The 25283-nt window shown below is 71.8% G+C and carries 25 protein-coding genes; 11 read left to right on the plus strand and 14 right to left on the minus strand.

Annotated elements, in window-relative coordinates; genetic code table 11:
• Positions 1–22: 22 nt before the first annotated feature.
• Together AFL01nite_RS11895 and AFL01nite_RS11900 are read right to left on the minus strand one after the other, a co-directional pair.
• Positions 23–1222: a class I SAM-dependent RNA methyltransferase gene (locus AFL01nite_RS11895; RefSeq protein ID WP_146827903.1), complete on the minus strand. Its 1200-nt coding sequence runs from the start codon at positions 1220–1222 to the stop codon at positions 23–25.
• Complete coding sequence (locus tag AFL01nite_RS11900) at positions 1215–3167, minus strand: APC family permease (protein WP_146827929.1); 1953 nt, start codon at positions 3165–3167, stop codon at positions 1215–1217. Before AFL01nite_RS11900 ends, AFL01nite_RS11895 begins: the two co-directional genes overlap by 8 nt.
• A 104-nt stretch (positions 3168–3271) precedes the next feature.
• On the opposite strand from AFL01nite_RS11900, the gene AFL01nite_RS11905 reads away from it, so the two are divergent.
• Positions 3272–3937 (plus strand): potassium channel family protein, encoded by a 666-nt coding sequence (locus AFL01nite_RS11905; protein WP_146827904.1) that lies wholly within the window; start codon positions 3272–3274, stop codon positions 3935–3937.
• Positions 3937–4602 (plus strand): potassium channel family protein, encoded by a 666-nt coding sequence (locus AFL01nite_RS11910; protein WP_146827905.1) that lies wholly within the window; start codon positions 3937–3939, stop codon positions 4600–4602. Before AFL01nite_RS11905 ends, AFL01nite_RS11910 begins: the two co-directional genes overlap by 1 nt.
• A 1-nt stretch (position 4603) precedes the next feature.
• Here AFL01nite_RS11910 and AFL01nite_RS11915 read toward each other — a convergent pair whose 3' ends face one another.
• From AFL01nite_RS11915 to dut, 4 genes are read right to left on the minus strand one after another with little or no spacing between them, the layout of a single operon-like run.
• Positions 4604–5284, minus strand: coding sequence for a DUF3159 domain-containing protein (locus tag AFL01nite_RS11915; protein WP_146827906.1), 681 nt, complete (start codon positions 5282–5284; stop codon positions 4604–4606).
• Positions 5281–5634, minus strand: a complete 354-nt coding sequence (locus AFL01nite_RS11920) for an OB-fold nucleic acid binding domain-containing protein (protein WP_146827907.1) — start codon at positions 5632–5634, stop codon at positions 5281–5283. Before AFL01nite_RS11920 ends, AFL01nite_RS11915 begins: the two co-directional genes overlap by 4 nt.
• 6 nt (positions 5635–5640) lie before the next feature.
• The gene (locus AFL01nite_RS11925; RefSeq protein WP_146827908.1) at positions 5641–6270 is read right to left on the minus strand and encodes a DUF3710 domain-containing protein; all 630 of its coding nucleotides are present in this window, start codon (positions 6268–6270) and stop codon (positions 5641–5643) included.
• Positions 6270–6740, minus strand: a complete 471-nt coding sequence (gene dut, locus AFL01nite_RS11930; RefSeq protein WP_146827909.1) for a dUTP diphosphatase — start codon at positions 6738–6740, stop codon at positions 6270–6272. The genes AFL01nite_RS11925 and dut overlap by 1 nt, the downstream gene beginning before the upstream one ends.
• Before the next feature lie 46 nt (positions 6741–6786).
• Here dut and AFL01nite_RS11935 point away from each other — a divergent pair, with 46 nt between their 5' ends.
• Both AFL01nite_RS11935 and AFL01nite_RS11940 read left to right on the plus strand, forming a co-directional pair.
• Positions 6787–7299 carry a DUF3093 domain-containing protein gene (locus AFL01nite_RS11935; protein WP_186813933.1) on the plus strand — a complete coding sequence of 171 codons (513 nt, stop codon included), beginning with the start codon at positions 6787–6789 and terminating at the stop codon, positions 7297–7299.
• On the plus strand, positions 7265–7633 hold the full coding sequence (locus AFL01nite_RS11940) for a DUF4235 domain-containing protein (protein WP_146827911.1): 369 nt from the start codon (positions 7265–7267) through the stop codon (positions 7631–7633). Before AFL01nite_RS11935 ends, AFL01nite_RS11940 begins: the two co-directional genes overlap by 35 nt.
• Before the next feature lie 76 nt (positions 7634–7709).
• On the opposite strand, the gene AFL01nite_RS11945 is transcribed toward AFL01nite_RS11940, so the two are convergent.
• The 3 genes from AFL01nite_RS11945 to AFL01nite_RS11955 form a co-directional block, all read right to left on the minus strand.
• A complete protein-coding gene (locus tag AFL01nite_RS11945) occupies positions 7710–8009 on the minus strand; it encodes a DUF4193 domain-containing protein (RefSeq protein ID WP_146827912.1) in 300 nt (99 codons plus the stop codon).
• Between the two features lie 165 nt (positions 8010–8174).
• On the minus strand, positions 8175–8963 hold the full coding sequence (locus tag AFL01nite_RS11950; protein ID WP_246119699.1) for an inositol monophosphatase family protein: 789 nt from the start codon (positions 8961–8963) through the stop codon (positions 8175–8177).
• Positions 8960–10000 (minus strand): ferrochelatase, encoded by a 1041-nt coding sequence (locus AFL01nite_RS11955; protein ID WP_146827913.1) that lies wholly within the window; start codon positions 9998–10000, stop codon positions 8960–8962. The genes AFL01nite_RS11950 and AFL01nite_RS11955 overlap by 4 nt, the downstream gene beginning before the upstream one ends.
• A 56-nt stretch (positions 10001–10056) precedes the next feature.
• On the opposite strand from AFL01nite_RS11955, the gene AFL01nite_RS11960 reads away from it, so the two are divergent.
• On the plus strand, positions 10057–11244 hold the full coding sequence (locus AFL01nite_RS11960) for an MFS transporter (RefSeq protein WP_146827914.1): 1188 nt from the start codon (positions 10057–10059) through the stop codon (positions 11242–11244).
• Positions 11245–11364: 120 nt separating this feature from the next.
• Positions 11365–12243: a septation protein SepH gene (gene sepH, locus AFL01nite_RS11965; protein ID WP_146827915.1), complete on the plus strand. Its 879-nt coding sequence runs from the start codon at positions 11365–11367 to the stop codon at positions 12241–12243.
• Between the two features lie 6 nt (positions 12244–12249).
• On the opposite strand, the gene AFL01nite_RS11970 is transcribed toward sepH, so the two are convergent.
• The 4 genes from AFL01nite_RS11970 to AFL01nite_RS11985 are packed head-to-tail and all read right to left on the minus strand — an operon-like array spanning position 12250 to position 17264.
• Positions 12250–12903 (minus strand): thymidine kinase, encoded by a 654-nt coding sequence (locus AFL01nite_RS11970; protein WP_146827916.1) that lies wholly within the window; start codon positions 12901–12903, stop codon positions 12250–12252.
• A gap of 13 nt (positions 12904–12916) precedes the next feature.
• A complete protein-coding gene (locus AFL01nite_RS11975) occupies positions 12917–14008 on the minus strand; it encodes an alkaline phosphatase family protein (protein ID WP_146827917.1) in 1092 nt (363 codons plus the stop codon).
• Positions 14005–14580, minus strand: coding sequence for a DUF5998 family protein (locus tag AFL01nite_RS11980; RefSeq protein WP_146827918.1), 576 nt, complete (start codon positions 14578–14580; stop codon positions 14005–14007). Before AFL01nite_RS11980 ends, AFL01nite_RS11975 begins: the two co-directional genes overlap by 4 nt.
• The gene (locus AFL01nite_RS11985; RefSeq protein ID WP_146827919.1) at positions 14577–17264 is read right to left on the minus strand and encodes a bifunctional acetate--CoA ligase family protein/GNAT family N-acetyltransferase; all 2688 of its coding nucleotides are present in this window, start codon (positions 17262–17264) and stop codon (positions 14577–14579) included. Before AFL01nite_RS11985 ends, AFL01nite_RS11980 begins: the two co-directional genes overlap by 4 nt.
• A 97-nt stretch (positions 17265–17361) precedes the next feature.
• Here AFL01nite_RS11985 and AFL01nite_RS11990 point away from each other — a divergent pair, with 97 nt between their 5' ends.
• From AFL01nite_RS11990 to AFL01nite_RS12005, 4 genes are read left to right on the plus strand one after another with little or no spacing between them, the layout of a single operon-like run.
• Positions 17362–19839: a DNA gyrase/topoisomerase IV subunit A gene (locus AFL01nite_RS11990; protein WP_146827920.1), complete on the plus strand. Its 2478-nt coding sequence runs from the start codon at positions 17362–17364 to the stop codon at positions 19837–19839.
• A 5-nt stretch (positions 19840–19844) separates the two neighbouring features.
• Entirely contained in the window at positions 19845–20531 is a 687-nt protein-coding gene (locus tag AFL01nite_RS11995) for an LppX_LprAFG lipoprotein (protein WP_186813934.1), read from the plus strand.
• Positions 20532–20541: 10 nt separating this feature from the next.
• The gene (locus tag AFL01nite_RS12000) at positions 20542–22248 is read left to right on the plus strand and encodes an MFS transporter (RefSeq protein ID WP_146827922.1); all 1707 of its coding nucleotides are present in this window, start codon (positions 20542–20544) and stop codon (positions 22246–22248) included.
• Entirely contained in the window at positions 22245–22739 is a 495-nt protein-coding gene (locus AFL01nite_RS12005) for a beta-class carbonic anhydrase (protein WP_146827923.1), read from the plus strand. Before AFL01nite_RS12000 ends, AFL01nite_RS12005 begins: the two co-directional genes overlap by 4 nt.
• 72 nt (positions 22740–22811) lie before the next feature.
• Here AFL01nite_RS12005 and AFL01nite_RS12010 read toward each other — a convergent pair whose 3' ends face one another.
• Entirely contained in the window at positions 22812–24896 is a 2085-nt protein-coding gene (locus tag AFL01nite_RS12010) for a DNA gyrase/topoisomerase IV subunit B (RefSeq protein WP_146827924.1), read from the minus strand.
• Between the two features lie 96 nt (positions 24897–24992).
• On the opposite strand from AFL01nite_RS12010, the gene AFL01nite_RS12015 reads away from it, so the two are divergent.
• A complete protein-coding gene (locus tag AFL01nite_RS12015) occupies positions 24993–25220 on the plus strand; it encodes a DUF7455 domain-containing protein (protein ID WP_146827931.1) in 228 nt (75 codons plus the stop codon).
• Positions 25221–25283: the final 63 nt, after the last annotated feature.

Genomic DNA, 25283 nt, shown 5'->3' on the forward strand with positions numbered 1-25283 from the left:
GATGGTGACTCAACCCGACGGGTCACGCGGGCGCAAGCACCGCCACGCACTCGACGTGGTGCGTCATGGGGAACAGCGCGAAACCCCGCAGCGACGCGAGTCGGTAGCCGAGCGACGCGAACGTGGCGACGTCACGCGCCAGCGCGGCCGGATCGCAGGCGACGTAGACGATCCGCCGGGGCTCGAGCGCGGCGATGGCTCCCACCGCCTGCTTGGCCCCGGTGCGCGGCGGGTCGAGGACGACGACGTCGGCCGAGGCGCCGAGGGCGCCCCGGGCGAGCGCCCGCTCGACCGGCGTGTGGACGGTCGAGGCGTTGGCGAGGTCGGCGAGGTTCGTGTGCGCGTCCGCGGACGCCTTGCGGTTGCCCTCGACGCTGACCAGCTCGCCCGGCGCGCACGCCTCGGCGAGGAAGGCGGAGAACAGGCCGGCACCGGCGTAGAGGTCCAGGACCCGGTCGCCCGGTCGCACGTCCGCCCCCGCCAGGACGGCGTCCACGAGCGTCGTGGCCGCGGCGGGGTGCACCTGCCAGAACCCCGAGCCGCTGACCCGGAAGTCGCGGCCGTGCACGCGCTCGACGAGGGTGCCGGTGCCGGCGCGCACGGTGCCGTCGGAGGCGACGACCCCGTCGACCTCGGCCTCGAGTCGGTCGCCGATGGTGGCGTCGGTGACGAGGAGTCGCTGGCCCGTCGACGACGCGATCGTCTCGACCCGGGGCTCGTCCCACGTCTGCTGGGCGACGTCGGGCAGCAGCGGGTGGGCGATCGGGCAGCTCTCGATCGGCAGCACGTCGTGGCTGCGGTGGCGGCGCAGTCCGGCCATGCCGTTCTCGGCCACCGACCACACCACGCGGGTGCGCCAGTCCAGCAGCGGTCCGACGGCCTCGACCCGGCCGTCCCAGTCAATCTTCGCGAGGCGTTGCAGCTGCTCGCGGACCACGTCGGTCAGCAGCGTCAGCTGACCCTCGCCGGAGACGTGCTGGAAGTCGCAGCCGCCGCACCGGCCGGGTCCGGAGAACGGGCACGGCCGCTCGACGCGGTCGGGCGACGCCTCGATCACACGCACCGCGTCGGCCCGCAGGAACCGCTTCGAGCGTTCGGTGATGCGGATCTGGACGGTCTCGCCCGGCAGCGCGTGCCGCACGAACACGACCTGCCCGTCCAGCCGCGCGACGCAGTGGCCGCCGTGCGCGACCGGGCCCACCTCGACGATCGGATCAGTCATCGTTCCGCCCTCCTATGCCTCGCCGGACGTCACCGGGCGTGGGACGTGCGTGGTCCCGCCTCACTCGCTTCGCCGACGCCAGCTGGAACGGCACGCTGACCACCAGCACACCGGGCACGAACAGCAGCCTGGCCTTGAGCCGCAGGGCGGTCTGGTTGTGCAGCAGCTGCTCCCACCACCGCCCGACGACGTACTCGGGCACGTAGACCGTGACGACGTCGCGGGGGTTCTGGGTGCGCCGGGTCCTGACGTACCGGACGATCGGGCGGACGACCTCCCGGTAGGGAGAGTCGAGCACGCGCAACGGTATCGGAACCCGCAGCTCGTCCCAGCGGCGTACGAGCTCGGCGCTCTCGTCCGGGTCGAGGTCGACCGAGACGGCCTCCAGCGAGCTGGGCCGCGAGACCCGCGCGTAGGCGATCGCCCGCATGGTCGGCTTGTGCAGCTTGCTGACCAGCACGATGCCGTGCACCCGGGCGGGCAGCGCGACGTCGGCGTCCTCGACGGCCAGCTCGACGGCCACCCGGTCGTAGTGCCTGGCGATGGACCGCATCACGGCGAACACGGCCACCATCGCCAGGATGGCGATCCACGCCCCCGCGAGGAACTTGGTGACCAGCACGATCACGAGGACCGTCGCGGTCATCGCGAGGCCGAAGGCGTTGACCGCGCGCGACCGCTGCATCCGCGTGCGCTCGGCCGGGTCGGACTCGTCGTGCAGCAGCCGCGTCCAGTGCCGGATCATCCCCAGCTGGCTGAGGGTGAACGAGACGAAGACCCCGACGATGTACAGCTGGATCAGCTTCGTCACCTCGGCGTCGAACGCGACGATCAGCACGGCCGCCGCCGCGGCGAGGGTGAGGATGCCGTTGCTGAAGGCCAGTCGGTCGCCGCGCGTGTGCAGCTGGCGGGGCAGGAAGCCGTCGCGGGCCAGGATCGACGCCAGCACGGGGAACCCGTTGAAGGCGGTGTTGGCGGCCAGCACGAGGATCACGCCGGTGCACGCGATGACGAAGTAGAACAGCGGCGGCACGTCCTGGAACAGGGCGCCGGCCAGCTGGCCGATGACGGTCTCCTGGACGTAACCGTCGCCGACGGGCCGGCCGTCGAGCAGGAGCTGGCGGGCCGGGTCCTCGACGTACCTCAGGTGCATCAGGTCGGCCAGCACGATGATGCTCATCAGCATCGCGATGGAGATCGTGCCGAGCAGCAGCAGCGTCGTGGCCGCGTTGCGGCTCTTGGGCTTCTGGAAGGCGGGCACGCCGTTGCTGATCGCCTCGACCCCCGTCAGCGCGGCGCAGCCGGAGGAGAAGGCCCGCGCCAGCAGGAACGCCATCGCGACCCCGGAGATCGCCCCGGCGAACGGCTCCTCGGCGGCGATCTCGTACTGCGCGCTCTCGACCTGGGGCAGGGTGCCCATCGCGTACTGCGTGTAGCCCCAGATCGCCATCGTGGCGATCGCGAGCATGAACAGGTACGTGGGCACGGCGAACGCTCGACCGGACTCCTTCGTGCCCCGCAGGTTGACGGCCGTCAGCGCGGCCACCAGACCCACCGCGACGGCGGCCTCGTGTCCCTTCAGGACCGGCAGCGCCGCGGCGGCGTTCTGGACGCCGGAGGAGATCGAGACGGCGACGGTCAGGACGTAGTCGACCATCAGCGCGCTCGCCACGGTGAGCCCGGCGTTGCGCCCCAGGTTCACCGTGGCGACCTCGTAGTCGCCACCCCCGCTGGGGTACGCGTGCACGTTCTGGCGGTACGACGCGACGACCGTCAGCATCACGACGACGACGGCGATCCCGATCTGCCAGTTGAAGGCGTAGGCCGTCAGCCCGCCCATCGAGAGGGTCAGGAAGATCTCGTCGGGGGCGTAGGCCACCGACGACAGTGCGTCGCTGGCGAACACCGGCAGCGCGACCCGCTTGGGCAGCAGGGTCTCGCCCATCTGCGAGGTGCGTAGCTTCCGACCGATCAGCGCGCGCTTCAGCGCCCCGGGCAATCCCACGAGGCCGATGCTAGACCCGCTCGGGCCGGTGTACCGTCGCCGGTGTGCACATCGTGATCATGGGGTGCGGCCGCGTCGGATCGATGCTGGCCCGCGGCCTGGAGTCCCGCGGTCACTCGACCGCCGTGATCGACTCCAACCCCGACGCGTTCCGTCGTCTCGGACCCGCCTACGCGGGCCTCACCGTCACCGGCATGGGCTTCGACCGGGGCGTCCTGGTGTCGGCCGGGATCGAGCGCGCCGACGCCTTCGCCGCCGTGTCGAGCGGCGACAACTCCAACATCATCGCCGCCCGGGTGGCGCGCGAGGTGTTCACCGTCGAGAACGTCGTCGCGCGCATCTACGACCCGCGTCGGGCCGAGGTCTACGAGCGACTCGGCATCCCCACCGTCGCCACCGTCCCGTGGGCGGCCGACCAGATGCTGCGCCGGCTGCTGCCCGCCGGCTCCGAGCCGGCCTGGCGCGACCCGTCCGGGCGCCTGCGCCTGGACAACGCGTACACGCCCTTCGCCTGGGTGGGTCGCACCGTCGCCGACCTCGAGGCCGACACCGGCGTCCGCGTCGCGTTCATCACGCGGCTGGGCACGGGCCAGCAGGTCACCGGCGCCACGGTGATCCAGGAGGGCGACTACCTCAGCATGTTCCTCGTGGCCGCCGAGGCCGACGACGTACTCGAAGCACTGGCCGCCGGGCCCGGAGAGGACCACTGATGCGCGTCGCGATCGCCGGAGCCGGAGCCGTCGGCCGCTCCGTGGCCCAGGAGCTCATCGACCACGGGCACCGGGTGCTGCTGATCGACAAGGCCGCCACCTCCATCCGCAGCGACCTCGTGCCCGGTGCGCAGTGGCTGCTCGCCGACGCGTGCGAGATGTCGACGCTCGAGGAGGCTCAGCTCCAGACGTGCGACGTCGTGATCGCCGCCACCGGCGACGACAAGGCCAACCTCGTCACCTCGCTGCTGGCCAAGACCGAGTTCACGGTCCCCCGCACGGTCGCGCGCGTGAACAATCCCAGCAACGAGTGGCTCTACGGCGAGTCGTGGGGCGTCGACGTCGCGGTGTCGACCCCGCGGATCATGGCGGCGCTGGTCGAGGAGGCCGTGGCCGTCGGCGACCTCGTCCGGCTCTTCACGTTCCGCCAGAGCAACATCAACCTGGTCGAGCTGACCGTGCCGGCCGACTCGGCCCACGTCGGTCGCCGGCTGGGTGACATCAACTGGCCCGACGGCGTGACTCCCGTGGTGATCCTGCGTCACCAGGAGGCGCTGCCGCCCGAGGCCGACCGCACGGTCGAGGCGGGCGACGAGCTGCTGTTCGTGACCCCGGCCGACGCCGAGGCCGAGCTGGCGGCGCTCCTGGCGCCCCGGCCGAGCTGACTCAGGCCGGTTCCGCGGCGCCCGGCCCCTCGAGGTCGGTCACCGGGGTGCTGTTGCGGCTCAGCAGCCAGACCATGGCGGCCAGCGTGGCGATCTGCAGCGGCCAGCCCATGACGATCTTGGACGTGCCGAGCCAGCCGATCTGGTCGGCCGCGTAGAGCGGGTACTGCACCACGACGCGCAGCACGCACGGCAAGGCGAACAGCAGCGTCAGGCGGTTGCACAGCCGGCGCATCCCCGGATCGCGCCGCCAGCTCGTGAGGTCGCCCACCAGGCCGCCGATCATCACACCGATCGCCGGCCAGCCGATGACGACCGTGGCCACCAGCACCACGGCGTAGCCGGCGTTGTAGAGGATCCCCGGCAGGAAGACGTCGCGCGCCTCGCCGGAGCGCGAGGCGAACAGCGCCGCGATGCCGATGCCGACCAGCGCGTTGATGACGAACTGCGGGTTGGACCGCTGGAGGACCCGGACGATCAGCAGCACGGCCGTCAGGCCCGAGGCGATGACCAGGCTGAGCCTCAGCTCGCGCGTGGCGAGGTAGCAGAGGGTGAAGGTGATCGTGGGCACCGCGGCCTCGACGATGCCGCGCACGCCGCCGAACGCCTCGGAGAGGCGCTGGCGGACGACCTGCTCGACGGTGGCGGCGTTGGCCGCGGGCCGGTCGGGGACGTCGCTCATGAATCCAGCCGATACGCTGGGTTGTACATCACGCGCTCCTGTCCGCGGTGGCCGATCCGGCCGCTGGCCGTCAGCGAGCGGCCGGCCGCGATCCCCTCGATGCGTCGCCGACCCAGCCAGATGAGTGTGATCGTGCCGGTGCCGTCGTACAGCGAGGCCTCGAGCGCCGTGACGTCGTCCACCGGGCGCAGCGTGACGTCGTGCAGGACCCCGTGGACGTCGACCCGCTCGCGCGGCGGCGCGTCCTTGATGGCGGCACAGCCGGCGGCCACGGCACGTCCGCGCAGCTCGGCGTCCTCCTGCTGCTCGACCGAGAACCGGTCGAGCCACCGCGAGACCACCCCGGCCACCGGGACCTACTCCTCGATCCGCTGGGCGTCGGCGGGCAGGACGAGCGGCAGCGACTCGCGCAGCATCCGGGGCTCCTCGCCGCGGCGCACCCGCAGGTCGCGCAGGATCTCCATGAAGACGCCCTCGTCGGTGGACTCGAGGCCGGCGGCGCCGAGGATGGTGGCGCGGATGACCCAGCGCGGTCCCTCGATCCCGACGAACCGGGCGGGCTGGACCGCGGCGGTGCCGTCGGCGGCGGTGGCCGGGAACTGGGCCAGCATCTCGGTGCCGAAGGGGCCCTCGACCTCGGTGTAGGTGCCCTTCCGTCGGTCGATCTCGTCACGCAGCTCGGCGCGGACGCCGTCCCACGTGCCGCCGCTGCGCGCGCCGGCGAAGGGACGCAACTCGACCGCGGAGCCCCCGGACGTCACGAGGACCGCCGTGACGACGTCCTCGTCGGTCGGCAGCTGGACCTCGATGTCCGGGCGGATCTTGAGCAGCAGCGAGCCCAGGTCGATGTACTCGTCGGGCGTCTCGATCGGGCGCTCGACGATGTCGAACGGCCCGTCGGCCCGCGGACCCGTCACCTCGACGCGCACGACCGGCGCGGGGGCGGGCGCGGACTCGGTCGCTCCGGGCTTCTTGCGACCAAACATCACAGACTTCCTTCCGTTGTCGCCTCGATCGAGGCGTGACCACCCGAGGAACCGTACCCGCCGGCACCGCGCACGGACGCGGACAGGACGTCGACCTCGGTGAACCGCACCTGCTCGACCCGCTGGACCACCAACTGGGCGATGCGGTCGCCGCGCGCGATGTGGACCGCCTCGCGCAGGTCGTGGTTGACCAGCAGCACCTTGATCTCGCCACGGTATCCCGCATCGATCGTCCCCGGCGTGTTCACCACCGAGAGGCCGTGCCGCAGGGCCAGGCCCGACCGCGGGTGGATGAAGCCGGCGAACCCCTCCGGCAGCGCGATCGCCACGCCGGTCGGGACCAGCGTCCGCTCCCCCGGCTCGAGGGTGACGTCGACGGTGGACACGAGATCGGTTCCCGCGTCGGCGGGGTGGGCGTAGGTCGGGATCGGAACGTCGGCGTCGAGCCGGTGGATCTGCACCTCGGTCACGGTGGCGACGATACTGGCGCGCACCCCCCTCAGGCACAGTGGAGTGGTGGAGAAGAACCCGGCTCGTCACTCCGAGCGCCTCGTCGCCCCCGTTCCCTGGTGGGGCATCGTCGTCCTCGCCGCCGTCATCGTGGGCTGGCTGCTGCTGGTCGCCACGAGCCCGGTCGTCGCCGGAGCGGCCGCCGTGGCCACACTCCTGGTCGGCGCTGCGGGGCTGTGGCACTGGGGCTCCCTGCGCGTCACGGCCGAGCCGGGCCACTTCCGCGCCGGTGAGGCGTCGCTGGCCGACCCCGACCTCGGCACCGTCGTCGCCCTCGACCCCCAGGCCTGGCGTGCGGCGCTGGCCCGCGCAGGCACCGATCGGGCCTTCCTGCTGACCCGGCCGTGGATCGACCGGGGCGTGCGGGTCGAGGTCGCCGACCCGGCCGACCCGACGCCCTACTGGCTGGTCTCGGCACGACGTCCCGCAGCCATCGAGCGCGTCGTGGGCCACACTGGTCCTGCCCCCGACGAAAGGACCCCCGATGGCGAGGAAGCGCGCAGCGAAGAAGAAGGCTGACGCCGGAACGACGTCCACGGCCGAGGCCGTCGTGTCGAAGAGCCGTGGCCGAGGCGCCTGGCGTGCCCTCGACGCGGGCTCGGGCCTCCTGGCCGCGTCGCTCGCCCCGCGGGTCTCGAACCTCGCCTGGCGCGCCGCGACGGGTCGCAAGCCCCCGCGCAACACGCGCAACCCCGAGCTCAGCACGAAGGAGGCCATCGCCTGGGCGGCGATCGGCGGGGCCACCGTCCAGGTCGTGCGCACCGTGGCGCGTCGCAGCGCCGCGAGCTACTGGGTCCGGTCGACCGGCGGGCTGCCGCCGGGCATGAAGTCGCTGAAGGACTCCGGCCGCTAGGACCCGGCCGGAAAAAAAGCGGACGCCCGGCCCGCCGGTGTGCGGCGGGATCCGGACGTCGTGTGGGGGACGGACCTCAGTCGGCGCAGTCCTGGCAGATCGGCTGCCCGTTCTTCTCGCTCGCCAGCTGGCTGCGGTGATGGACGAGGAAGCACGACATGCAGGTGAACTCGTCGGACTGCTTCGGGACGACCTTGACCGCCAGCTCCTCGTGCGACAGGTCGGCGCCGGGCAGCTCGAAGGACTCGGCCGCCTCGACCTCGTCCTCGTCGACCTTGCCCGAGTTCTTCTCGTGGCGACGCGCCTTCAGCTCTTCGATGCTGTCCTCGGACTGCTCTTCGTCGGTCTTGCGGGGCGCATCGTAATCGGTTGCCATCGAATCTCCATGCTCGTTCTCGTGGAACTCTGGTCTCGTTCTTGTGGAACGCGCAGATTCAACCACATGGTCCAAACCACGGCGCATCCGGAAGACCCCAACCAGCCGGTGGCGCTGATATTCCCACTCCCCGGGGTCATCCGCGAGTCGAGCCGAGGGGCCGGCTCAGAATCCGCAGCGCTCGACCAGCGCCAGGAACGCGGCGACGCTCCCGGCCGGCGCCGCCACGACCAGGCGCTCCGTCGGCACCCCGTCCGGCCCGGTGACGACCACGCCCGCCTCGCGGGCGATCAGCCCACCGGCCGCGTGGTCCCACGGCTTCAGGCCCTGCTCGACGTAGGCGTCCAGCCGGCCCTCCGCCAGGTCCGTCAGGTCGAGCGCGGCCGCGCCGATCCGCCGGATGTCGCGCACGTGCGGCAGCATCCGGCCCACGGCGGCGGCCTGGTGCTCACGCACCGCCGGCACGTAGTTGAATCCGGTGGCGATCAGCATCTGCTCGAGGGGGGCCACGGGCGGACCGCTCAGCCGGCGGCGCTCGGCGCCGTCGACCCGCCACGCCCCTCCCCCGGCGGTGGCCTCGTACGCCTCGCCCGTGGCGATGTTCACGACGACGCCGACCTCGTCGACGCCGTTGCGACGGGCCGCGATCGAGACGGCGTACCGCGGGATGCCGTAGACGAAGTTCACCGTGCCGTCGATGGGGTCGACGACCCACTCGACCCCGGAGGTGCCGGCGACGTCCTGGCCCTCCTCGCCGACGAAGGCGTCGTCGGGTCGGGCCGAGAGGATCCGGTCCCGGATCAGCTCCTCGCACGAGCGGTCGATCAGCGTGACGAGGTCCGTCGGGCTGGACTTGGTGCCCGCGACGCCGACGCGGCCCTCCGGGCGCAGCGACCTGACGTGCTCCACCGCCTCGGCGGCGACGCGACGGGCGAGCTCCAGCAGCTCCGTCACGCGAGGACGGGGCGCTGCGAGCGGGGGTTCACGCAGCAGTCGATCGCGCAGGTGTCGGCCTTGGGACCGAACTCGCCCACCACCGGCCGCTCGGGCGACTCGCCGCGCTCGGCGGCCGCCCGCTCGAGCAGCAGCTCGCGCACCATCGCCGCGTAGCGCGGGTCGGCGTTGGGGCTGGCGGCCCGGGCGAACCGCAGGCCCAGCTTCTCGGCCGTGGCCTTGGCCTCGGTGTCGAGGTCGTAGACGACCTCCATGTGGTCGGCGACGAAGCCGATCGGCACCAGCACGACGCCGGTCACACCCCGCTCGGCGAGGTCCTCGAGGTGGTCGTTGATGTCGGGCTCGAGCCACGGCTGGCTCGGCGGGCCCGAGCGCGAGCAGTACGCCAGCGACCATGCGTCCAGGCCCAGGCTCTCGGACACCAGGCGCGCGACCGAGAGGTGCTGGCGCTCGTAGAGGCCGCAGCCGGGTCCGCCGCTGGCCTCGTTCATCTGCTCGGGGACCGAGTGGGTGACGAACACGACGTGCGCGTCCGGGCCGACCTCGGCCAGCGCGGTGCGCGTGAACTCGGTGAAGAGCTCGACGAACACGGGGTGGTTGAAGTGGTGCCGCAGCCGGTCGACCCGGATCGGCAGGTCGTGCGACACCTCGAAGAGGTTCTCGCGGTACTGGCGGCAGCTGGAGTACGACGAGTACGCGCTGGTCATGAAGCAGGCGACGCGCTCGACGCCGTCGGCGACCATCTGCTCGAAGGCGTCGGCCAGGTAGGGGTCCCAGTTCCGGTTGCCCCAGTAGACCGGCAGGTCGAGGCCCTGCTCGGCGAAGTCGGCTCGCAGGGCGGCGAGCAGCTCGCGGTTGATGCCGTTGATCGGCGACTTGCCGCCGAACCCGAAGTAGTGCTCGCCGACCTCGACGAGGCGCTCCTTGGGGATCCCCCGGCCGCGGGTCACGTTCTCGAGGAACGGCACCACGTCCTCGGGCTTCTCGGGGCCTCCGAAGGAGACCAGCAGGAGAGCGTCATAGGGCCGTGCGTCCATGCCGTCAGTCTCCCATGCCCGTGGTTGCGGCACCCGGGTCCTAGATTGGTCCCGCCATGCTGTCCGCCTACCGCACGATCCTCGCGACGCCCGGCGCCCCGGCCTTCACAGCCGCCGGCGCCCTGGGGCGGCTTCCGTTGTCGATGACGGGGCTTGGGATCGTGATGCTGATCTCCTCGCGCACGGGCGAGTACGGCCCGGCCGGGCTCGTCATGGCGGTCTACGTCATCACCTCGGCGGTGTTCGCGCCGGTGCAGGGGCGGTGGGCCGACCGGCTCGGCCAGGCGCCGGTGCTGGTCGCCGCCGGCGGACTTTTCGCCGCCGGCGTCACGCTGGTGCTGCTGACGGTCGACCACACCCTGTGGGGCGCGTCCGTCGGCGCGGTGATCGCCGGCGTCGGGGCGCCGCAGGCGGGCAACCTCGTCCGGGCGCGCTGGACGCACGTGCTGCCCGACCGGAGCCGCCTGCAGACCGCCTTCGCGCTCGAGGCCGTGCTTGACGAGGCCGTCTTCATCGTGGGTCCGGTCGTCGTCACCGTCCTGACGCTCAGCGTCCTCGACTGGTCCGGCCTCGCCGTCGCGGGCGCCGCCGCCATCGTCGGCGCGTGGGGCCTCGCCCTGCAGCGCGGCACCCAGCCGCCGCACCGGTCGGACACCCAGGTGCCGCGCGAGCCCCTGCCCTGGTTGCTGCTCGGCCCGCTCGTCGTCGCCGCCTTCGGGCTGGGCGTGCTGTTCGGGGCGACCGAGGTCCTCGTGGTCGCGTTCACCGACGAGCAGGGCCGGCCCGGCGCCGCGGGGGTCGTCCTGGCGATCTGGTCGGCGGGCAGCCTCGCTGCGGGACTCGCGATCGGCGCCCTCGCCCCGCCGGCCGACCCCGTCGCCCGGTTGCGCCTCAGCACCGTGGCCCTGGTTGTCTTCCTGGCGCCGCTGCCGTTCGCACCGAACATCGCGCTCCTGGCCGTGGGCTTCCTGCTCGCGGGCTTCGCCCTGTCGCCGACCCTCATCACCGCGGTCCACCTGGTGGAGCTCAGCGTGCCGAACTCGCGGCTGACCGAGGCGCTGACGTGGACCACGACCGGCATGTCCACCGGAACCGCGATCGGGGCTGCGGTGGCAGGGCTCATGGTCGACCGCTGGTCGGCGTCGGTCGGGTTCGCCCTGCCGGTCGTGGCGTCGCTGCTGACGGCGGCCGTGGCCCTCCTGTACCGCGCCCCCGCGGCGGTTCCCGGTACGCTCGCCGACTGAGGCGGCAGCAGGCGACACGTCGGTCGAAAACCCATCCGGCCACGGCGAGTCTCCCTCGAAACGATCGAGCCGTCATTAGCATCGAAGTCGGTGGCAGAAGTGACACGGGGAGGCTCGAACATGCGCGAACTCGCGACCGTGGGACTCAGCGACGACGGGCGATTCCTGGTCGCCCGGGACGCAACCACCGGAGAACGTTTCCGGCTCAGCATCGATCGCCGGCTCACCTCACTGGTCGATCGCACCCCCGTGGGTTCGAGTCGTTCCGGACAGATGGAGATTCCGATGGAGAGTTCGCTCACCCCCCGAGACATCCAGACCCGCATCCGCCGGGGCGAATCGGTCGAGGAGGTCGCCGAGCAGGCCGGCATCACGGTCGAGCGCGTCCACGGCTTCGCCGTGCCGGTGATCGCCGAGCGCGAGTGGATGGCCCAGACGGCCCGCTCCACCACGGTGCGCCGCAAGCACGTCGGCGGTCCGGCCGTCGCCCTGTCCGAGCTGGCCGATGCCGCGCTCATGCAGCGCGGTGTCACGCCCGAGGACGCCCACTGGGACGCCTGGCGCCGCGAGGACGGCCGCTGGACCGTGCGCGTCGACCTCGAGGAGGGCGCCGCCTCGTTCCTCTACGATCCCAAGAGCCGGTACGTCGTCGCCGACGACGACGCCGCCCGCGGCCTGGTCGGCGACCTCGCCACCGAGGAGCAGCACGACATGGCCCTGGCCGACCTCGTCACGGACGCCCCCGAGGCGTACGGCGGCACGGTCGCCGACGAGGTCGACCACGCTCCCCTGGTCCGCTCGATCAAGGAGGCCCGCGATCGCCGGGCCCTGGAGCAGGCCGTCTTCGAGGAGCCCGTCGAGGAGGTCGTCGAGGACGTCGAGGACCAGGCCCTCGAGGAGCGCATCGCCGTGCCCGACACTCCCAAGCCGCGCAAGAAGAACTCGCGCCGCTCCGTCCCCAGCTGGGACGAGATCATGTTCGGCGGCGCCCCGGAGTAACGCCCCTCAGTCGAAGGGCAAGACGTCGGGCGAGAGCGCCCCGGCCTTGGCGCGCGCGGCGGTCATCCGCTTGCGGTGATGGCGCCGGCAGAGCACCTCGTAGCCGATCTGCGGCGCGGGCCGGTCGGGGTCGTCGACGTCACCGACGACGATGACCTCGCCCTCGGTGACCATCTCGCCGTCGGTCGTGCGGGCGTTGTGGGTGGCGCGGGCACCGCACCAGCACAGCGCCTCCACCTGCAGCGTCAGGACCCGGTCGGCGAGCTCCACGAGGCGCAAGGACCCCGGGAACAGCCGCGTGCGGAAGTCCGTGAGGATCCCGAAGCAGTAGACGTCGATCGACAGCTCGTCGGCGACCTTCGCCAGCTGGTCGACCTGCGCGCTCGTGTAGAACTGCGCCTCGTCGCACACCAGGTAGTCGACGCGGCCGCCCGTGGTCAGCTCCCCCACGACGTCGCGCCAGAAGTCCAGGCGCTCGGAGACCTCGATGGCCGGAGTGGCCAGTCCGAGCCGGCTCGACAGGACGGCCTCTCCGGCACGGTCGTGCGACGAGTAGATCCGCCCGACCCGGCCGCGGGCCCGGTGGTTGTGGTCGAGTTGCAGGGCCAGGGTGCTCTTGCCCGAGTCCATCGTCCCGGAGTAGAAGACCAGTTCCGCCACGTGTCCTCCTGCCTCAGCCCGCCACGAGCACCGGGATGCGACGCTCCCGGCCTGTGATCGATCCGTGGAAACCGCGCAGCAGCAGCTCGATCGAGAACGCGTCCGAGGCGAAGACCGCGAAGTCGTCGAGCGCCGCGACCACGACGTCGCCGAAGCGGCCCCGCACGGAGGGGTCGATCGGACCGAACCACTCCTCGGCGTCGTCGCGCAGGCGCACCTCGGCGCGGTCGCCGAGGGCGTCGCGCCAGCGGGCCGCCACGGTCTCCTCCGCCCCGGAGCGCGTGTGGACGTGGCGGAAGCGGGCCTCGCCGGCCACCAGCACGACGTCGTCGCGCAGATCGGGATGATCGACGAGGTCGAACCGATCGTCCATGGGCACGTCGACCATGCCGTGGTCGGCGGTCAACAGCAGCACGACGTCGGACGGCAGCGCCGCCCGCAGGTCGGCGACGTCGCGGTCGACCTCGGCCAGCGCCTTGCGCCATTCCTCGGAGTCGACGCCGTGGCCGTGGCCGGTGTGGTCGACGGCCGACTCGTAGGCGTAGACCAACGCATGATCGGCGCGCTCGACGGCCTCGACGACGGCGGCGAGCCGGTCCCACGGGCGCCGGACGCCCACGAACGGCACCCCGCGCTGGCTGACCCGGGTGAGGCCGCTGGTCTCGAAGCGGTCGTCGTTCACGACGGTGACGGCCAGGCGCTCGTTCGCCAGCTGCTGGAGCACGGTGGGGTGCGGCTGCCACTCGAGCGGGTCGATCCGGTCGTCCCACTGCAGCGTGTTGAGGAAGCGCGAGGTGCCCGGGATGCGGCAGGTGTAGCCCGCCATGCCGTGCCGACCGGGACGCAGGCCCGTGCCGAGCGACGTCAGGCTGACCGACGTCGTGGACGGGATGCCCGCCAGCACGCCGTCGATGTTGACCAGCGAGGACAGGAACGGGGCGATGTCGGCGTGCTCACGGAGCAGGTCCAGGCCGAGCCCGTCGATCACCATGACCACGTAGCGCTTGGCCTCGGGCAGGCCGAGGACGTCGGTGAAGCCGGTGGCGCCGAGGGCACCGCCGACCGACGTCATGATCTCGTGGATCCCGGCACGGGGTGCGGTCATCGGGCGGCGGGGACGGTGGTCGCGGCGCTCAGGGTGCGGGCGAACTCCAGCAGGCCCTCGACGGCGGCGCCGCCCTCGGCCGCGGCGCTGAGCCGCAGGGAGAAGTCGTCGCCGGAGATCGTGCCGCCGTAGCCGTGGTCGGCCTCGCACTCGGGGTCGTCGCACCGGGCCGGCTCGAGCTCGACGCGCGACACCGCGCCCCACGAGACCGTCAGGAGCGCCTCCTCGAGCTGCTGGGTCTGCGTCGACACCATCCGCGTCACCACGACGCCCGAGACCTGGCTCACCGGCACGGCCTCGACGGACGTCGACGTGTACGGCTTGGGCAGCAGCGTGTCGCCGGGGTGCTCGTCGGTGTGCGTGAGCAGCAGCCGCGACGGCGTCAGGACCAGCACCGACATGTGCCGGCGGATCTCCTCGCGGTCGAAGGTGGGCTCGTGGTGGACGACGAACGACTCGACGGGCTCACCGGCGAGGGCGCCCTCGAGGGCACCGGAGATGATCTCCGGGTAGTACCCGCTGCGCGAGATCGACGCGTAGAGGTCCTTCGTCCGGTCCTTGGTTCGGGTCACCGACCCAGCGTATCCGCCGGCGCGTCGGGCTGACTCAGCCGCCGGACGAACCAGTCGCCGCGGCTGTCGGACGAGGGGATCACCTTCGCCCGGGCACTGAGCGCGGTGTACCCGTCGGGGTTGACCAGCACCGGCTCGAGGTCGAGCGAGACCACCTCGGGCAGGTCATCCTTGAGGGCCGCGAGGCGCAGCACGATGTCCTCGAGCGCACCCACGTCCACCTGCTCGCTGCCCTGGTAGCCGAACAGCAGGGGCGCGGCCCGGATGCTGCTGATCATGGAGCGCGCGTCGACGTCGGTGAGCGGCGGGATGCCGTAGCTGCGGTCCTCCAGCAGCTCGCTGGGCGCTCCGGCGATGCCGAACGAGACGAGCGGGCCGAAGAGCCGGTCCTCCGTGGCGCGGAAGGCCACCTGCACGCCGTCGGGGGCCGAGCGCTGGACGAAGAACGTGGTGTCGGCACGGATGCCGCTCCACGTGGTCATCTCGTCCCAGGCGATGGCCATGTCGCCGGCGTCGTGGATGCCGCGCCAGACGTGGGCCAGGTCGGGACGGGCACGCAGGTGCTCGCTGCCGGCCTTGAGGACGACGTCCCAGCCGAGCTGCTCGCCGGCCGCGATCGCCTCCTCCTTACTGTGCACGTTGGTCCAGGTCCACAGGTCGATGCCGTAGCAGGACAGCAGGTAGTGCACCTGCTCGGTGGACAGGACGGCACCGCGGGGCGCGATGGTCAGCACGTCGCGGATGAGGGCCTTGGCGTCGCCGGAGCGGTGCTCCGCCGCCACGTGGTACTCGCCGTGGTCGCGCGCCGCCCACTCCGCGTAGTTGACCGCCCGCGCCAGCGCCTTGACCGCCGCCTCGGGCGCCGCGTACGACGGCACGGAGCCCCGACCCGCGGAGCCGCCCTCGAGGTCGGGGACGCGCAGCAGCACCGGGATGCCCTTGCTGGCCAGGAAGGTCGAGACGATCGGCTTGTCGGACTGCTCGCCGATCGCGGCCAGCACGTTGGCGACGGCGTCGCTGTCGGTGGTGATCGGCGGCGTGTAGACCGCGACGAGGGCGTCGACGTCGGGGCGCGCCAGGGCGGCCTCGATGGCGATCTCGAACTCCTCGGCGCCGGCGTCGGCGCCCAGGGCGATCGGCGGCGCGACCTGCAGGCCCTGCGACTTGGCGGCGTCGGTGACGATCAGGCCCACGGCGTCGGAGTTGCCGACGACCGCGATGCGGTTGCCGCGCGGCAGGGGCTGGTGCGCCAGCAGCTGTGCGACGTCGAACATCTCGTCGAGGTTGTCGACCTGGATCACACCGGCCTGGCGGAACATCGCGTCGACCGCCTGCTGGGGGGCCGAGCTGCGCCGCACCGTGTGCCCGACCGGGACGCCCTGCGTCGACCGGCCCGACTTCACCGCGACGATCGGCTTGACCTCCGAGACACGACGGGCCAGGCGCGAGAACTTGCGCGGGTTGCCGATGGACTCCAGGTACAGCAGCACGACGTCGGTGCTCTCGTCCTGCTGCCAGTACTGCAGCAGGTCGTTGCCGGACACGTCGGCACGGTTGCCGGCCGAGACGAAGGTGGAGAGCCCCAGGCCGCGGGCCGCGACGGTCTCGAGGATCGCCGAGCCCAGGGCGCCGGACTGGCAGAAGAAGCCGGCCCGGCCCGGCGGCGGCATCGTGGCCGAGAGCGACGCGTTCAGCTGGACGTCCGAGGCGGTGTTGATGATGCCGAGGCAGTTCGGGCCGATCAGGCGCAGGCCATGGGTGCGGCACAGGTGCAGCAGCTCCTGCTGGCGGGCGCGACCCTCGGGGCCCTCCTCGGCGAAGCCGGCGGAGATGACGACCAGTCCGTGCACGCCCTTGGCGGCGCAGTCCAGGACCACGTCGTTGACGTACTCGGCCGGCACGGCGACGATCGCGATCTCGACGTCGCCGGGGATGTCGCGGACCGTGGGGTAGGCCGTGAGGCCCGAGACGGCCTCGGCCTGGGAGTTGACCGCGTAGACGGTGCCGCCGTAGTCGCCCAGGACGAGGTTGCGCACCATCGCCTGGCCGATCGAGCCCTGCCGGCGGCTGGCGCCGACGACGGCGACGCTGCGGGCGCCGAAGATCCGCGCGATCGAGGCCGCCTCGGCGCGCTGCTCGCGCGAGCGCATGACGCCCAGGGCGGAGTCGGTGGGGTTGATCTCGAACGTGAGCCGCTGCACGCCGTCCTCGAGCATGCCGCTGATCGTGTAGCCCATCTCGCGGAAGACCTGGAGCATCCGGACGTTCTCGGGGAGCACCTCGGCGGTGAACTCGGTGTAGCCGCGCTCGCGGCCGGCCTGGGCGAGGTGCTCGAGCAGCAGCTGGCCGATGCCGCGGCCCTGGTGGGCGTCCTCGACGAGGAACGCGACCTCGGCCTCGTCCTCGGAGACCGCGTCGTAACGGCCGACGGCGATGATCTCGTCGTGCTGGGTGACCACGAAGGCCACGCGCTGGTGGTGGTCGACGGTGGTGAAGCGGGCGATGTCGCGGTCGGACAGCCGCGGGTACGGGGCGAAGAACCGGAAGTACTTCGACTCGGCGGACACCCGGTCGTAGAACGCCACGAACTTCGGGGCGTCCTCGGGGATGATCGGACGGATCTGCGCGACCCGCCCGTCCTTGAGCAGGACATCGGCCTCCCACGCGGGGACCGGGTGGGGCATCGTGCTCGCCGTCTCGACTGGTTCGCTGCCACTCACGGGCACAAACCTACCCCGCGAGCGGCGGGTCGGGCGCGAGGCGGTGACTCGGCGCGGGAGAATGGCCCGCGTGACTGGATCCGACACCGAGACCGTGGACTTCGAGGAGCACATCCTCGACACCGACGTCGGCGACGAGATGCGCTCCAGCTTCCTCGAGTACGCGTACTCGGTGATCTACGCCCGCGCCCTCCCCGACGCACGCGACGGGCTCAAGCCCGTGCAGCGGCGCATCCTCTACACGATGGACGACATGGGCCTGCGCCCCGAGCGGGCCCACGTCAAGAGCGCCCGTCCCGTGGGCGAGGTCATGGGCAAGCTGCACCCCCACGGCGACAGCGCCATCTACGACGCTCTCGTGCGCCTCGTCCAGCCGTGGTCGCTGCGGCTGCCCCTGCTCGACGGCCACGGCAACTTCGGCTCGCCCGACGACCCGCCTGCCGCGATGCGCTACACCGAGATCCGGATGGATCGCTCCGCCGAGGCGATGACGGCGTCGCTCGACGAGGAAACGGTCGACTTCAAGCCCAACTACGACGGCCGGCTCCAGGAGCCCACGGTCCTGCCCGCAGCCATCCCCCACCTGCTGGTCAACGGCGCGTCGGGCATCGCGGTGGGCATGGCCACGAACATCGCCCCGCACAACCTCGTCGAGGTCGTCCAGGCGCTGCGGCACCTGATCGACCACCCCGACGCCGACCTCGACGCCCTGATGCGCTTCATCCCCGGCCCCGACCTGCCCACCGGCGGCAAGATCGTCGGGCTCGACGGCATCCGCGACGCCTACGCCACCGGCAACGGCTCGTTCAAGATGCGCGCCACGACCCGGGTCGAGAACGTCACGCCCCGCAAGAAGGGCATCGTCGTCACCGAGCTGCCCTACAACGTGGGTCCCGAGAAGGTCATCGAGGCGGTCAAGAAGCTCGTTCAGGCCAAGAAGATCCAGGGCATCTCCGACCTGAAGAACCTCACCGACCGCAAGAACGGCCTGCGCCTGGTCATCGAGATCAAGAACGGCATCGTCCCCGAGGCGCTGCTGGCCCAGCTGTACCGGCAGACGCCGCTGGAGTCGTCCTTCGGCATCAACAACGTGGCGCTCGTCGACGGCCAGCCGCGGACGCTCGGCCTGCGCGAGATGCTCACGGTCTACCTCGAGCACCGGATCGACGTCGTCCGCCGCCGCACGACGTACCGCCGCGGCAAGGCCGCCGACCGCCTGCACCTCGTCGACGGCCTGATGCTCGCCATCTTGGACATCGACGAGGTCATCCAGCTGATCCGCGGGTCCGACAACCGCGGCGAGGCCCGCGGTCGGCTGATCTCGGTCTTCGACCTGTCCGAGCTGCAGGCCGACTACATCCTCGACCTGCAGCTGGGCCGCCTCACCCGGTTCTCGCGCCTCGAGCTGGAGAAGGAGGCCGACGAGCTGCGCCGCACGATCGAGGAGCTCGACGCGATCCTCGCCGACGAGCGGGTGCTGCGCGGCGTCGTGGGCGACGAGCTCGCGCAGATGGCGCAGCAGTTCGGCACGCCCCGTCGCACGGTGCTCCTGGAGTCCGCCGGCGTCCCGGCCCTCGCTGCGGCCGGCGGGTCGATCGAGGTGCCCGACGATCCGTGCTGGGTGCTGCTGTCCTCCACCGGTCTCGTCGCCCGCACGTCCGACGCCGAGCCCCTGGGGTCCCACGGGCGCCGGGCGAAGCACGACACCGTGGTGGCCGTCGTCCGCGCCACCGCGCGCGGCCAGGTCGGCGTGGTCACGTCTGCCGGCACCGTCCACAAGCTCGAGGTCGTCGACCTGCCCAACCTGCCGCCCACGGCCGACTCCCCCCGCCTCCAGGGCGGCGTCCCGATGGCCGAGCTGCTCAGCCTCGACGGTGACCCGCTGACCCTGATGACGTTCGACGAGGACGTGCCGGGGCTGGCGCTGGGCACCCGCGCGGGCATCGTCAAGCGGGTCAAGCCCGACCACCTGACCAACCGCGACTCGTGGGAGCTCCTCCGGCTCGACGACGGCGACCGGGTCGTCGGCGCGGTGCCGTTGGCCACCGGCGACGAGGAGCTGGCGTTCGTCACGTCCGAGGCCCAGCTGCTGCACTTCCCGGCGTCCGTCGTGCGCCCGCAGGGGCGCAGTGGCGGCGGTGTCGCAGGCGTCAAGCTCGGCGCGGGCGCCCAGGTGGTGGCCTTCGGCGCGGTGGCCGACATCGAGTCCGCGCACGTGGTCACGGTCGCGGGCAGCTCCTCGGCCCTGCCCGGCACCCAGGCCGGCTCGGTCAAGGTCTCGCCGCTGTCGATCTACCCCGGCAAGGGCCGCGGCACCGGTGGCGTGCGCTGCCAGCGCCTGCTGCGCGACGAGGACGCGCTCGTGTTCGCGTGGGTCGGCGACGGCACCCCCGTGGCGTCCGCCGCCAGCGGCTCCCCCGTCGACCTCCCCGAGGTCGTCGATAAGCGCGACGCGTCGGGCACGCCCGTGGGCCAGCCGATCGCGGGCGTCTCGGCATCCGCGTCCGACCTGCCCGGTGCGCGAAACGTGTCAGACTGACCGACGTGTTCAACCGACTGCTGACCGCCACGCTGCTGAGCAGCACCCTGCTGCTGACCGCCTGCACGGGCGACGACGGCGAATCCGGCGACGCCACGAAGCGCCTCGACGCCGCTGCCGAGGCCCTGGCCGCCGCGAAGTCCCTTGACATCTCGATCGCCACGAAGGCCCTGCCCGACGGCACGCGCGGGCTGCTGTCCGCCAAGGGCGTGGGCGACCAGTCCCCCGCCTTCGACGGCGACGTCAAGATCGTCGCCGGAGGCGCGACCATCGGCGCCGAGGTCATCGCGGTCGGCGGCAAGGTCTACGCCAAGACCGGGTTCTCGCCGATCTGGTCACTGCTCGATCCGGCGAGCCTCGGCGCGCCCGACCCGGCCGATTTGGTCGGCACGGACGCCGACTCGGGGCTGGCGGGTCTGCTCCGGGCCACCGCCGACGTCGAGACGGGCGACAAGTCCCGCGACGGCGAGACGGTGCTCACCGAGATCGAGGGCGACATCCCCGGCGAGCGGATCGCCACGCTGATCCCCACGGCCGACCAGGCCGAGGACTTCGACGTCACCTACCGGCTCACCGACGACGACGAGCTCCACGACGCCAAGATCACCGGTCCGTTCTACGGCACCGAGGACGTCACGTACACGGTGACGCTGCAGCCGCGCGACGAGCCCGCCGACATCACGGCCCCCTGATCCCGTGCCGATGAAGGAACTCGCGTCCCGCGGGTTGCTGGCGCTCGCGGCCGTCGCGATCGGCTTCGCCGCCGCCGACACGTACGTCGTCGTCCTGGCCCTGCCGGACATGATGACCGCCGCGGGCCTGACGGTCGCCGACCTGCAGAAGGCCGCGCCGATCATCTCGGGGTTCCTGCTGGGCTACGTGGCCGTCCTGCCGCTCATCGGCCGGGTGTCGGACCTGCGCGGCCGCGTGCCCGTGCTCACGGGCTGCCTGGTCGTCTTCGCGATCGGCTCGGTCATCACCGCGGCCGGGTACGACCTGCCCACGATCGTCCTGGGCCGGCTGATCCAGGGCATCGGCGGTGGCGGACTCATCCCGCCCACCCTCGCGCTGATCGCCGACACGTGGCCGGCCGAGCGCCGCGGCATGCCGCTGGGCATCATCGGCGCGGTCCAGGAGCTCGGCAGTGTCGTGGGCCCTCTCTGGGGCGCCGCGATCCTCGCCTTCGGCACCTGGCACGACATCTTCTGGCTCAACGCCGCCGTCGGCCTGGCGATCGCCGCCGCCCTGCTACGCCACCGTCCCGCCGAGCGCACCCGGGTGGGCGACCTGTGGGGGGTGGCGCTGGCGTTGGCGGCATCGGCCTGTCTCGTGCTGGTGATGCTCGAGCCGGAGTCGCTCACCACCGGGGTCACGAGCGGCCTGGCGTTCCTGCCGGTCGTCGGCGAGTCCCGCTGGCTCACGCCGCTGGCGTTGGTCGGCTACGCGTTCCTCGTCGCGTTCGTCGTCCGCCAGGCCACGGCCGCACGGCCGCTGCTGGGCTGGCGCAGCTGGGGCGAGATCGCCCGTGAGACCGACCTGTGGGGTGCCGCGGCGCTCACGGTCGCCCTCGGTGCCGTCATCCTCACCTTCGCCAGCGCCGAGCCCGAGAAGGCCGTGCTCGCCGAGGACGCCGTCATCCTGCTGCCGATCGCCGCGGTCGCGCTGGCCGCGTTCGTCTGGCGCGGTCGTCGGGCCGCCCACCCGCTCATCCCTCGCGGCTCGCTCACCGCGACGCCGGCGTGGGGCTCGATCGCCGTGTCGTTCTTCGTCGGCGCCGCGCTCATCGCGGCGCTCGTCGACATCCCGTTCTTCGCCCGGCTCACGATCGCCCCGGACGACCAGCTCGAGGCCGCCCTGGTGCTCGTGCGGTTCCTCGTGGCGCTGCCGGTCGGCGCCGTCCTCGGTGGGTGGCTGCTGCGCCACGTCTCGGCGGGCCCGCTCACGGCGGGGGCGCTGATCCTCTCCGGTGCCAGCTTCCTCGTCATGGGCACGTGGGACGCGTCGGCGCTGGAGTCGGTGTCCTCCACCGTCGTGCTGGCGGCGTGCGGCCTCGGCTTCGGCCTCGCGATCGCGCCCGTGAACGCGGCACTACTCGAGCACACCGCGCCCGACGTCCACGGCCTGGCCAGCGCGCTGCTGGTGGTGGCGCGCATGGTAGGCATGCTGATCGGCATCTCCGCCCTGACCACGGTCGGCCTGCGCGCCTTCCACTCGGCCGCCGCGAAGGTTCCGTCCGTCGAGGAGCTGTGCGGGGGCTCCTCGACCGCCTGCGGTGCCTACACCGACGCCCTGCGCGACGCCGGCATCGCCCAATTGCAGGCCGTCTTCACCGGTGCCGCCGTCGCGGCGTTCATCGCGGCGGCCCTCGCGCTGCTCACCCTGCGCCGGCGCGCTACTTTTTCTGCATGACGAGCACCTTCGACGACCTGCTGGAAGCGAACAAGACCTACGCGCAGACCCACGAGGGAGGCTTCGACGGCATCGCCCAGGCCGGCGTCCTCATGGTGACGTGCATGGACTCGCGCATCGACCCGCTGGCCATGATCGGCCTCAAGCCCGGTGACGCCAAGATCCTGCGCAACCCCGGCGGCCGCGTCACCGACCAGGTGCTGGTCGCCATCGTGCTGGGCGTCTCGCTGCTGAAGGTCGAGCGCGTCCTGGTCGTCGAGCACACCCGCTGCGCCATGGCGTCGTCCACCGAGGCCGACGTCAAGGCCAAGATCGGCGACAAGAGCGGCACCGACGCGTCGTGGATGACCATCGGCGTCATCGAGGACCAGGAGTCGACCGTCCGCGCCGACGTCAACCGCGTCCGCAGCCACCCGCTGGTGCCTGCCTCCGTCGAGGTCGGCGGCTTCATCTACGACGTCGACTCCGGTCTCATGCAGCCGGTCGACTGAGGGAGACGCTGGCAGTGACGTTCCCGGGGTCGACACGCCGTGGCGGACCCCGCGAACGTCACTGCCAGCGCTTCAGGCGTCGATGAGCTCGGTGTCGATCTCGTAGGCGCCCTGGATGATGAACTCCTTGCGTGGCGGGACCTCGTTGCCCATGAGCAGCTCGAAGACGTCGGCCGAGGCCTCGGCGTCGTCGACGGTGAGCCGGCGCAGGGTGCGGTGGCGCGGGTCCATCGTGGTCTCGGCCAGCTGGTCGGCGTCCATCTCGCCCAGGCCCTTGTAGCGCTGGGGCGCGTCCTTCCAGCGGACGTTGCGCTTCTTCAGCTGCGCCAGCGTGCGCTGCAGCTCGGGGTCGGAGTACGTGTAGATGTACTTGTCCTGCCCCTTCTTGGGCGAGACCAGCTCGATCCGGTGCAGCGGCGGGACGGCCGTGTAGACCCGCCCGGCCTCGACCAGGGGTCGCATGTACCGGAAGAACAGCGTGGCCAGCAGACAACGGATGTGGGCGCCGTCGGAGTCGGCGTCGGCCATGAAGATGATGCGGCCGTAACGGGCGGCGTCGAGGTCGAACGTCCGCCCCGAGCCCGCGCCGACGACCTGGATGATCGACGAGCACTCGGCGTTCTTCAGCATGTCGCCGATGCTGGCCTTCTGGACGTTGAGGATCTTGCCGCGGATCGGCAGCAGCGCCTGGAACTCGGCGTCGCGCGCCGACTTCGCGGTGCCGAGCGCCGAGTCGCCCTCCACGATGAACAGCTCGGAGCGGTCGACGTCGTTGCTGCGGCAGTCGGCCAGCTTGGCGGGCAGGGCGCTGGACTCGAGGGCGTTCTTGCGCCGCTGCGTGTCGCGGTGCTGACGGGCCGCCAGGCGCGTGCGGGACGCCCCGACGACCTTCTCCATCACCAGCTTCGCCTTGGCCTTCTGGGCCGTCTTGGTGGTCGTGAGGAACGCCTTGAGCTCGCGCGCCACGATCTTGTTGACGATCCTGGTGACGGCGGGCGTGCCCAGCACCTCCTTCGTCTGGCCCTCGAACTGCGGCTCGGCGAGGTTGACCGTGACGACCGCGGTGAGGCCCTCGAGGACGTCGTCCTTGATGACGTCGGGGTCGCCGTTCTTCAGCATCCGCGAGTTGCGCAGGACCTCGTTGAACGTCTTGGTGACGCCACGCTCGAAGCCGGAGACGTGCGTGCCGCCCTTGGGCGTGGCGATGATGTTGACGAAGGACTTCACGACGGTGTCGTAGTCGGTGCCCCAGCGCAGCGCGACGTCGACGCCCAGCGTGCGCTCGACGTCCTGCGGCGTCATGTGGCCCTTGGAGTCCAGCACGGGCACCGTCTCGACGAACGTGTCCTCGCCCTGGATGCGCAGGACCTCGTTGACGGCCGTGTCCGAGGCGAGGAACTCGCAGAACTCCGAGATGCCGCCCTCGTGGAAGAACTCCTCCTCCAGCACCTCGTCGCCGCGCTCGTCGCGGATGACGATGCGCAGGCCGGGCACGAGGAACGAGGTCTGGCGCGCGCGACCGACGAGGTCCTCGTAGGCGAACTTGGCGCCCTTGATGAAGATCTGGGGGTCGGCCCAGTAGCGCACGCGCGTGCCGGTGCGGGACTTGGCGACCTTGCCGACCTTGCGCAGCGTGTTGTCGGGCGTGAAGTCGGCGTCGGCGCCGTCGCCGGCGAACACGCCGGGCACCCCGCGCCGGAAGGACATCGCCCAGGTGGCGCCGCCCTTGTCGACCTCGACGTCGAGGCGCGCCGAGAGCGCGTTGACGACCGAGGCGCCGACGCCGTGCAGGCCGCCGGTGGCGTTGTAGGAGCCGCCGCCGAACTTCCCGCCCGCGTGCAGCTTGGTGTAGACGACCTCGACGCCGGTCAGGCCCGTCTTGGGCTCGATGTCGACCGGGACGCCACGACCGTCGTCACGGACCTCGACGGAGCCGTCGGCGTGGAGCACGACCGCAATGTGCGAGCCGTGCCCGCCCAGGGCCTCGTCGACGGAGTTGTCGATGATCTCCCACAGGCAGTGCATGAGTCCGCGGGTGTCGGTCGAGCCGATGTACATGCCGGGCCGCTTGCGCACCGCTTCGAGTCCCTCGAGGACGAGCAGATTGCGTGCGTCGTAAGTCGAAATGTCCGGTTCCTCCTGGTTCAGGTGCCCCACCCGTTACCGTATCGAGCCGGACCCACCGGTCCGGACGTGACACGCGCCCACCGCGTGTCCGTGCGCATTTGGCGCGATGAGAGAGTATTCATGAAGATGTTCGACCACCGACGAAACGAGGACACCGTGAACGCCACTGCTGAGTTCCCCGCCCTCACCACCGCTGATCGTTGCGATCGCTGCGGTGCGCAGGCCTTCGTCCGCGTCGAGCTGTCCGCTGGTACCGACCTGCTGTTCTGCGGCCACCACGCGCGTCAGCACGAGACGCGGCTGCGGGAGATCGCCGTCGAGTACCGCGACGAGAGCGACCGCCTGACGGTCTGAGTCCCACCCGACGTCCCGTACGAGAAACGGCTCGCGGAACGCTCCCCTCGGGGTGCGCTCCGC

Origin of the sequence: Aeromicrobium flavum (assembly GCF_007992115.1) — a bacterium.
GTDB lineage: Bacteria > Actinomycetota > Actinomycetes > Propionibacteriales > Nocardioidaceae > Aeromicrobium > Aeromicrobium flavum.

Coding starts and splice junctions, on each gene's coding strand:
- AFL01nite_RS11895 (WP_146827903.1), bottom strand. CDS start 1,222: ATGACTGATCCGATCGTCGAGGTGGGCCCGGTCGCGCACGGCGGCCAC.
- AFL01nite_RS11900 (WP_146827929.1), bottom strand. CDS start 3,167: ATGGGCGAGACCCTGCTGCCCAAGCGGGTCGCGCTGCCGGTGTTCGCC.
- AFL01nite_RS11910 (WP_146827905.1), top strand. CDS start 3,937: ATGCGCGTCGCGATCGCCGGAGCCGGAGCCGTCGGCCGCTCCGTGGCC.
- AFL01nite_RS11915 (WP_146827906.1), bottom strand. CDS start 5,284: ATGAGCGACGTCCCCGACCGGCCCGCGGCCAACGCCGCCACCGTCGAG.
- AFL01nite_RS11925 (WP_146827908.1), bottom strand. CDS start 6,270: ATGTTTGGTCGCAAGAAGCCCGGAGCGACCGAGTCCGCGCCCGCCCCC.
- AFL01nite_RS11940 (WP_146827911.1), top strand. CDS start 7,265: ATGGCGAGGAAGCGCGCAGCGAAGAAGAAGGCTGACGCCGGAACGACG.
- AFL01nite_RS11945 (WP_146827912.1), bottom strand. CDS start 8,009: ATGGCAACCGATTACGATGCGCCCCGCAAGACCGACGAAGAGCAGTCC.
- AFL01nite_RS11955 (WP_146827913.1), bottom strand. CDS start 10,000: ATGGACGCACGGCCCTATGACGCTCTCCTGCTGGTCTCCTTCGGAGGC.
- AFL01nite_RS11960 (WP_146827914.1), top strand. CDS start 10,057: ATGCTGTCCGCCTACCGCACGATCCTCGCGACGCCCGGCGCCCCGGCC.
- sepH (WP_146827915.1), top strand. CDS start 11,365: ATGCGCGAACTCGCGACCGTGGGACTCAGCGACGACGGGCGATTCCTG.
- AFL01nite_RS11975 (WP_146827917.1), bottom strand. CDS start 14,008: ATGACCGCACCCCGTGCCGGGATCCACGAGATCATGACGTCGGTCGGC.
- AFL01nite_RS11985 (WP_146827919.1), bottom strand. CDS start 17,264: ATGCCCCACCCGGTCCCCGCGTGGGAGGCCGATGTCCTGCTCAAGGAC.
- AFL01nite_RS11990 (WP_146827920.1), top strand. CDS start 17,362: ATGGCCCGCGTGACTGGATCCGACACCGAGACCGTGGACTTCGAGGAG.
- AFL01nite_RS12000 (WP_146827922.1), top strand. CDS start 20,542: ATGAAGGAACTCGCGTCCCGCGGGTTGCTGGCGCTCGCGGCCGTCGCG.
- AFL01nite_RS12005 (WP_146827923.1), top strand. CDS start 22,245: ATGACGAGCACCTTCGACGACCTGCTGGAAGCGAACAAGACCTACGCG.
- AFL01nite_RS12015 (WP_146827931.1), top strand. CDS start 24,993: ATGTTCGACCACCGACGAAACGAGGACACCGTGAACGCCACTGCTGAG.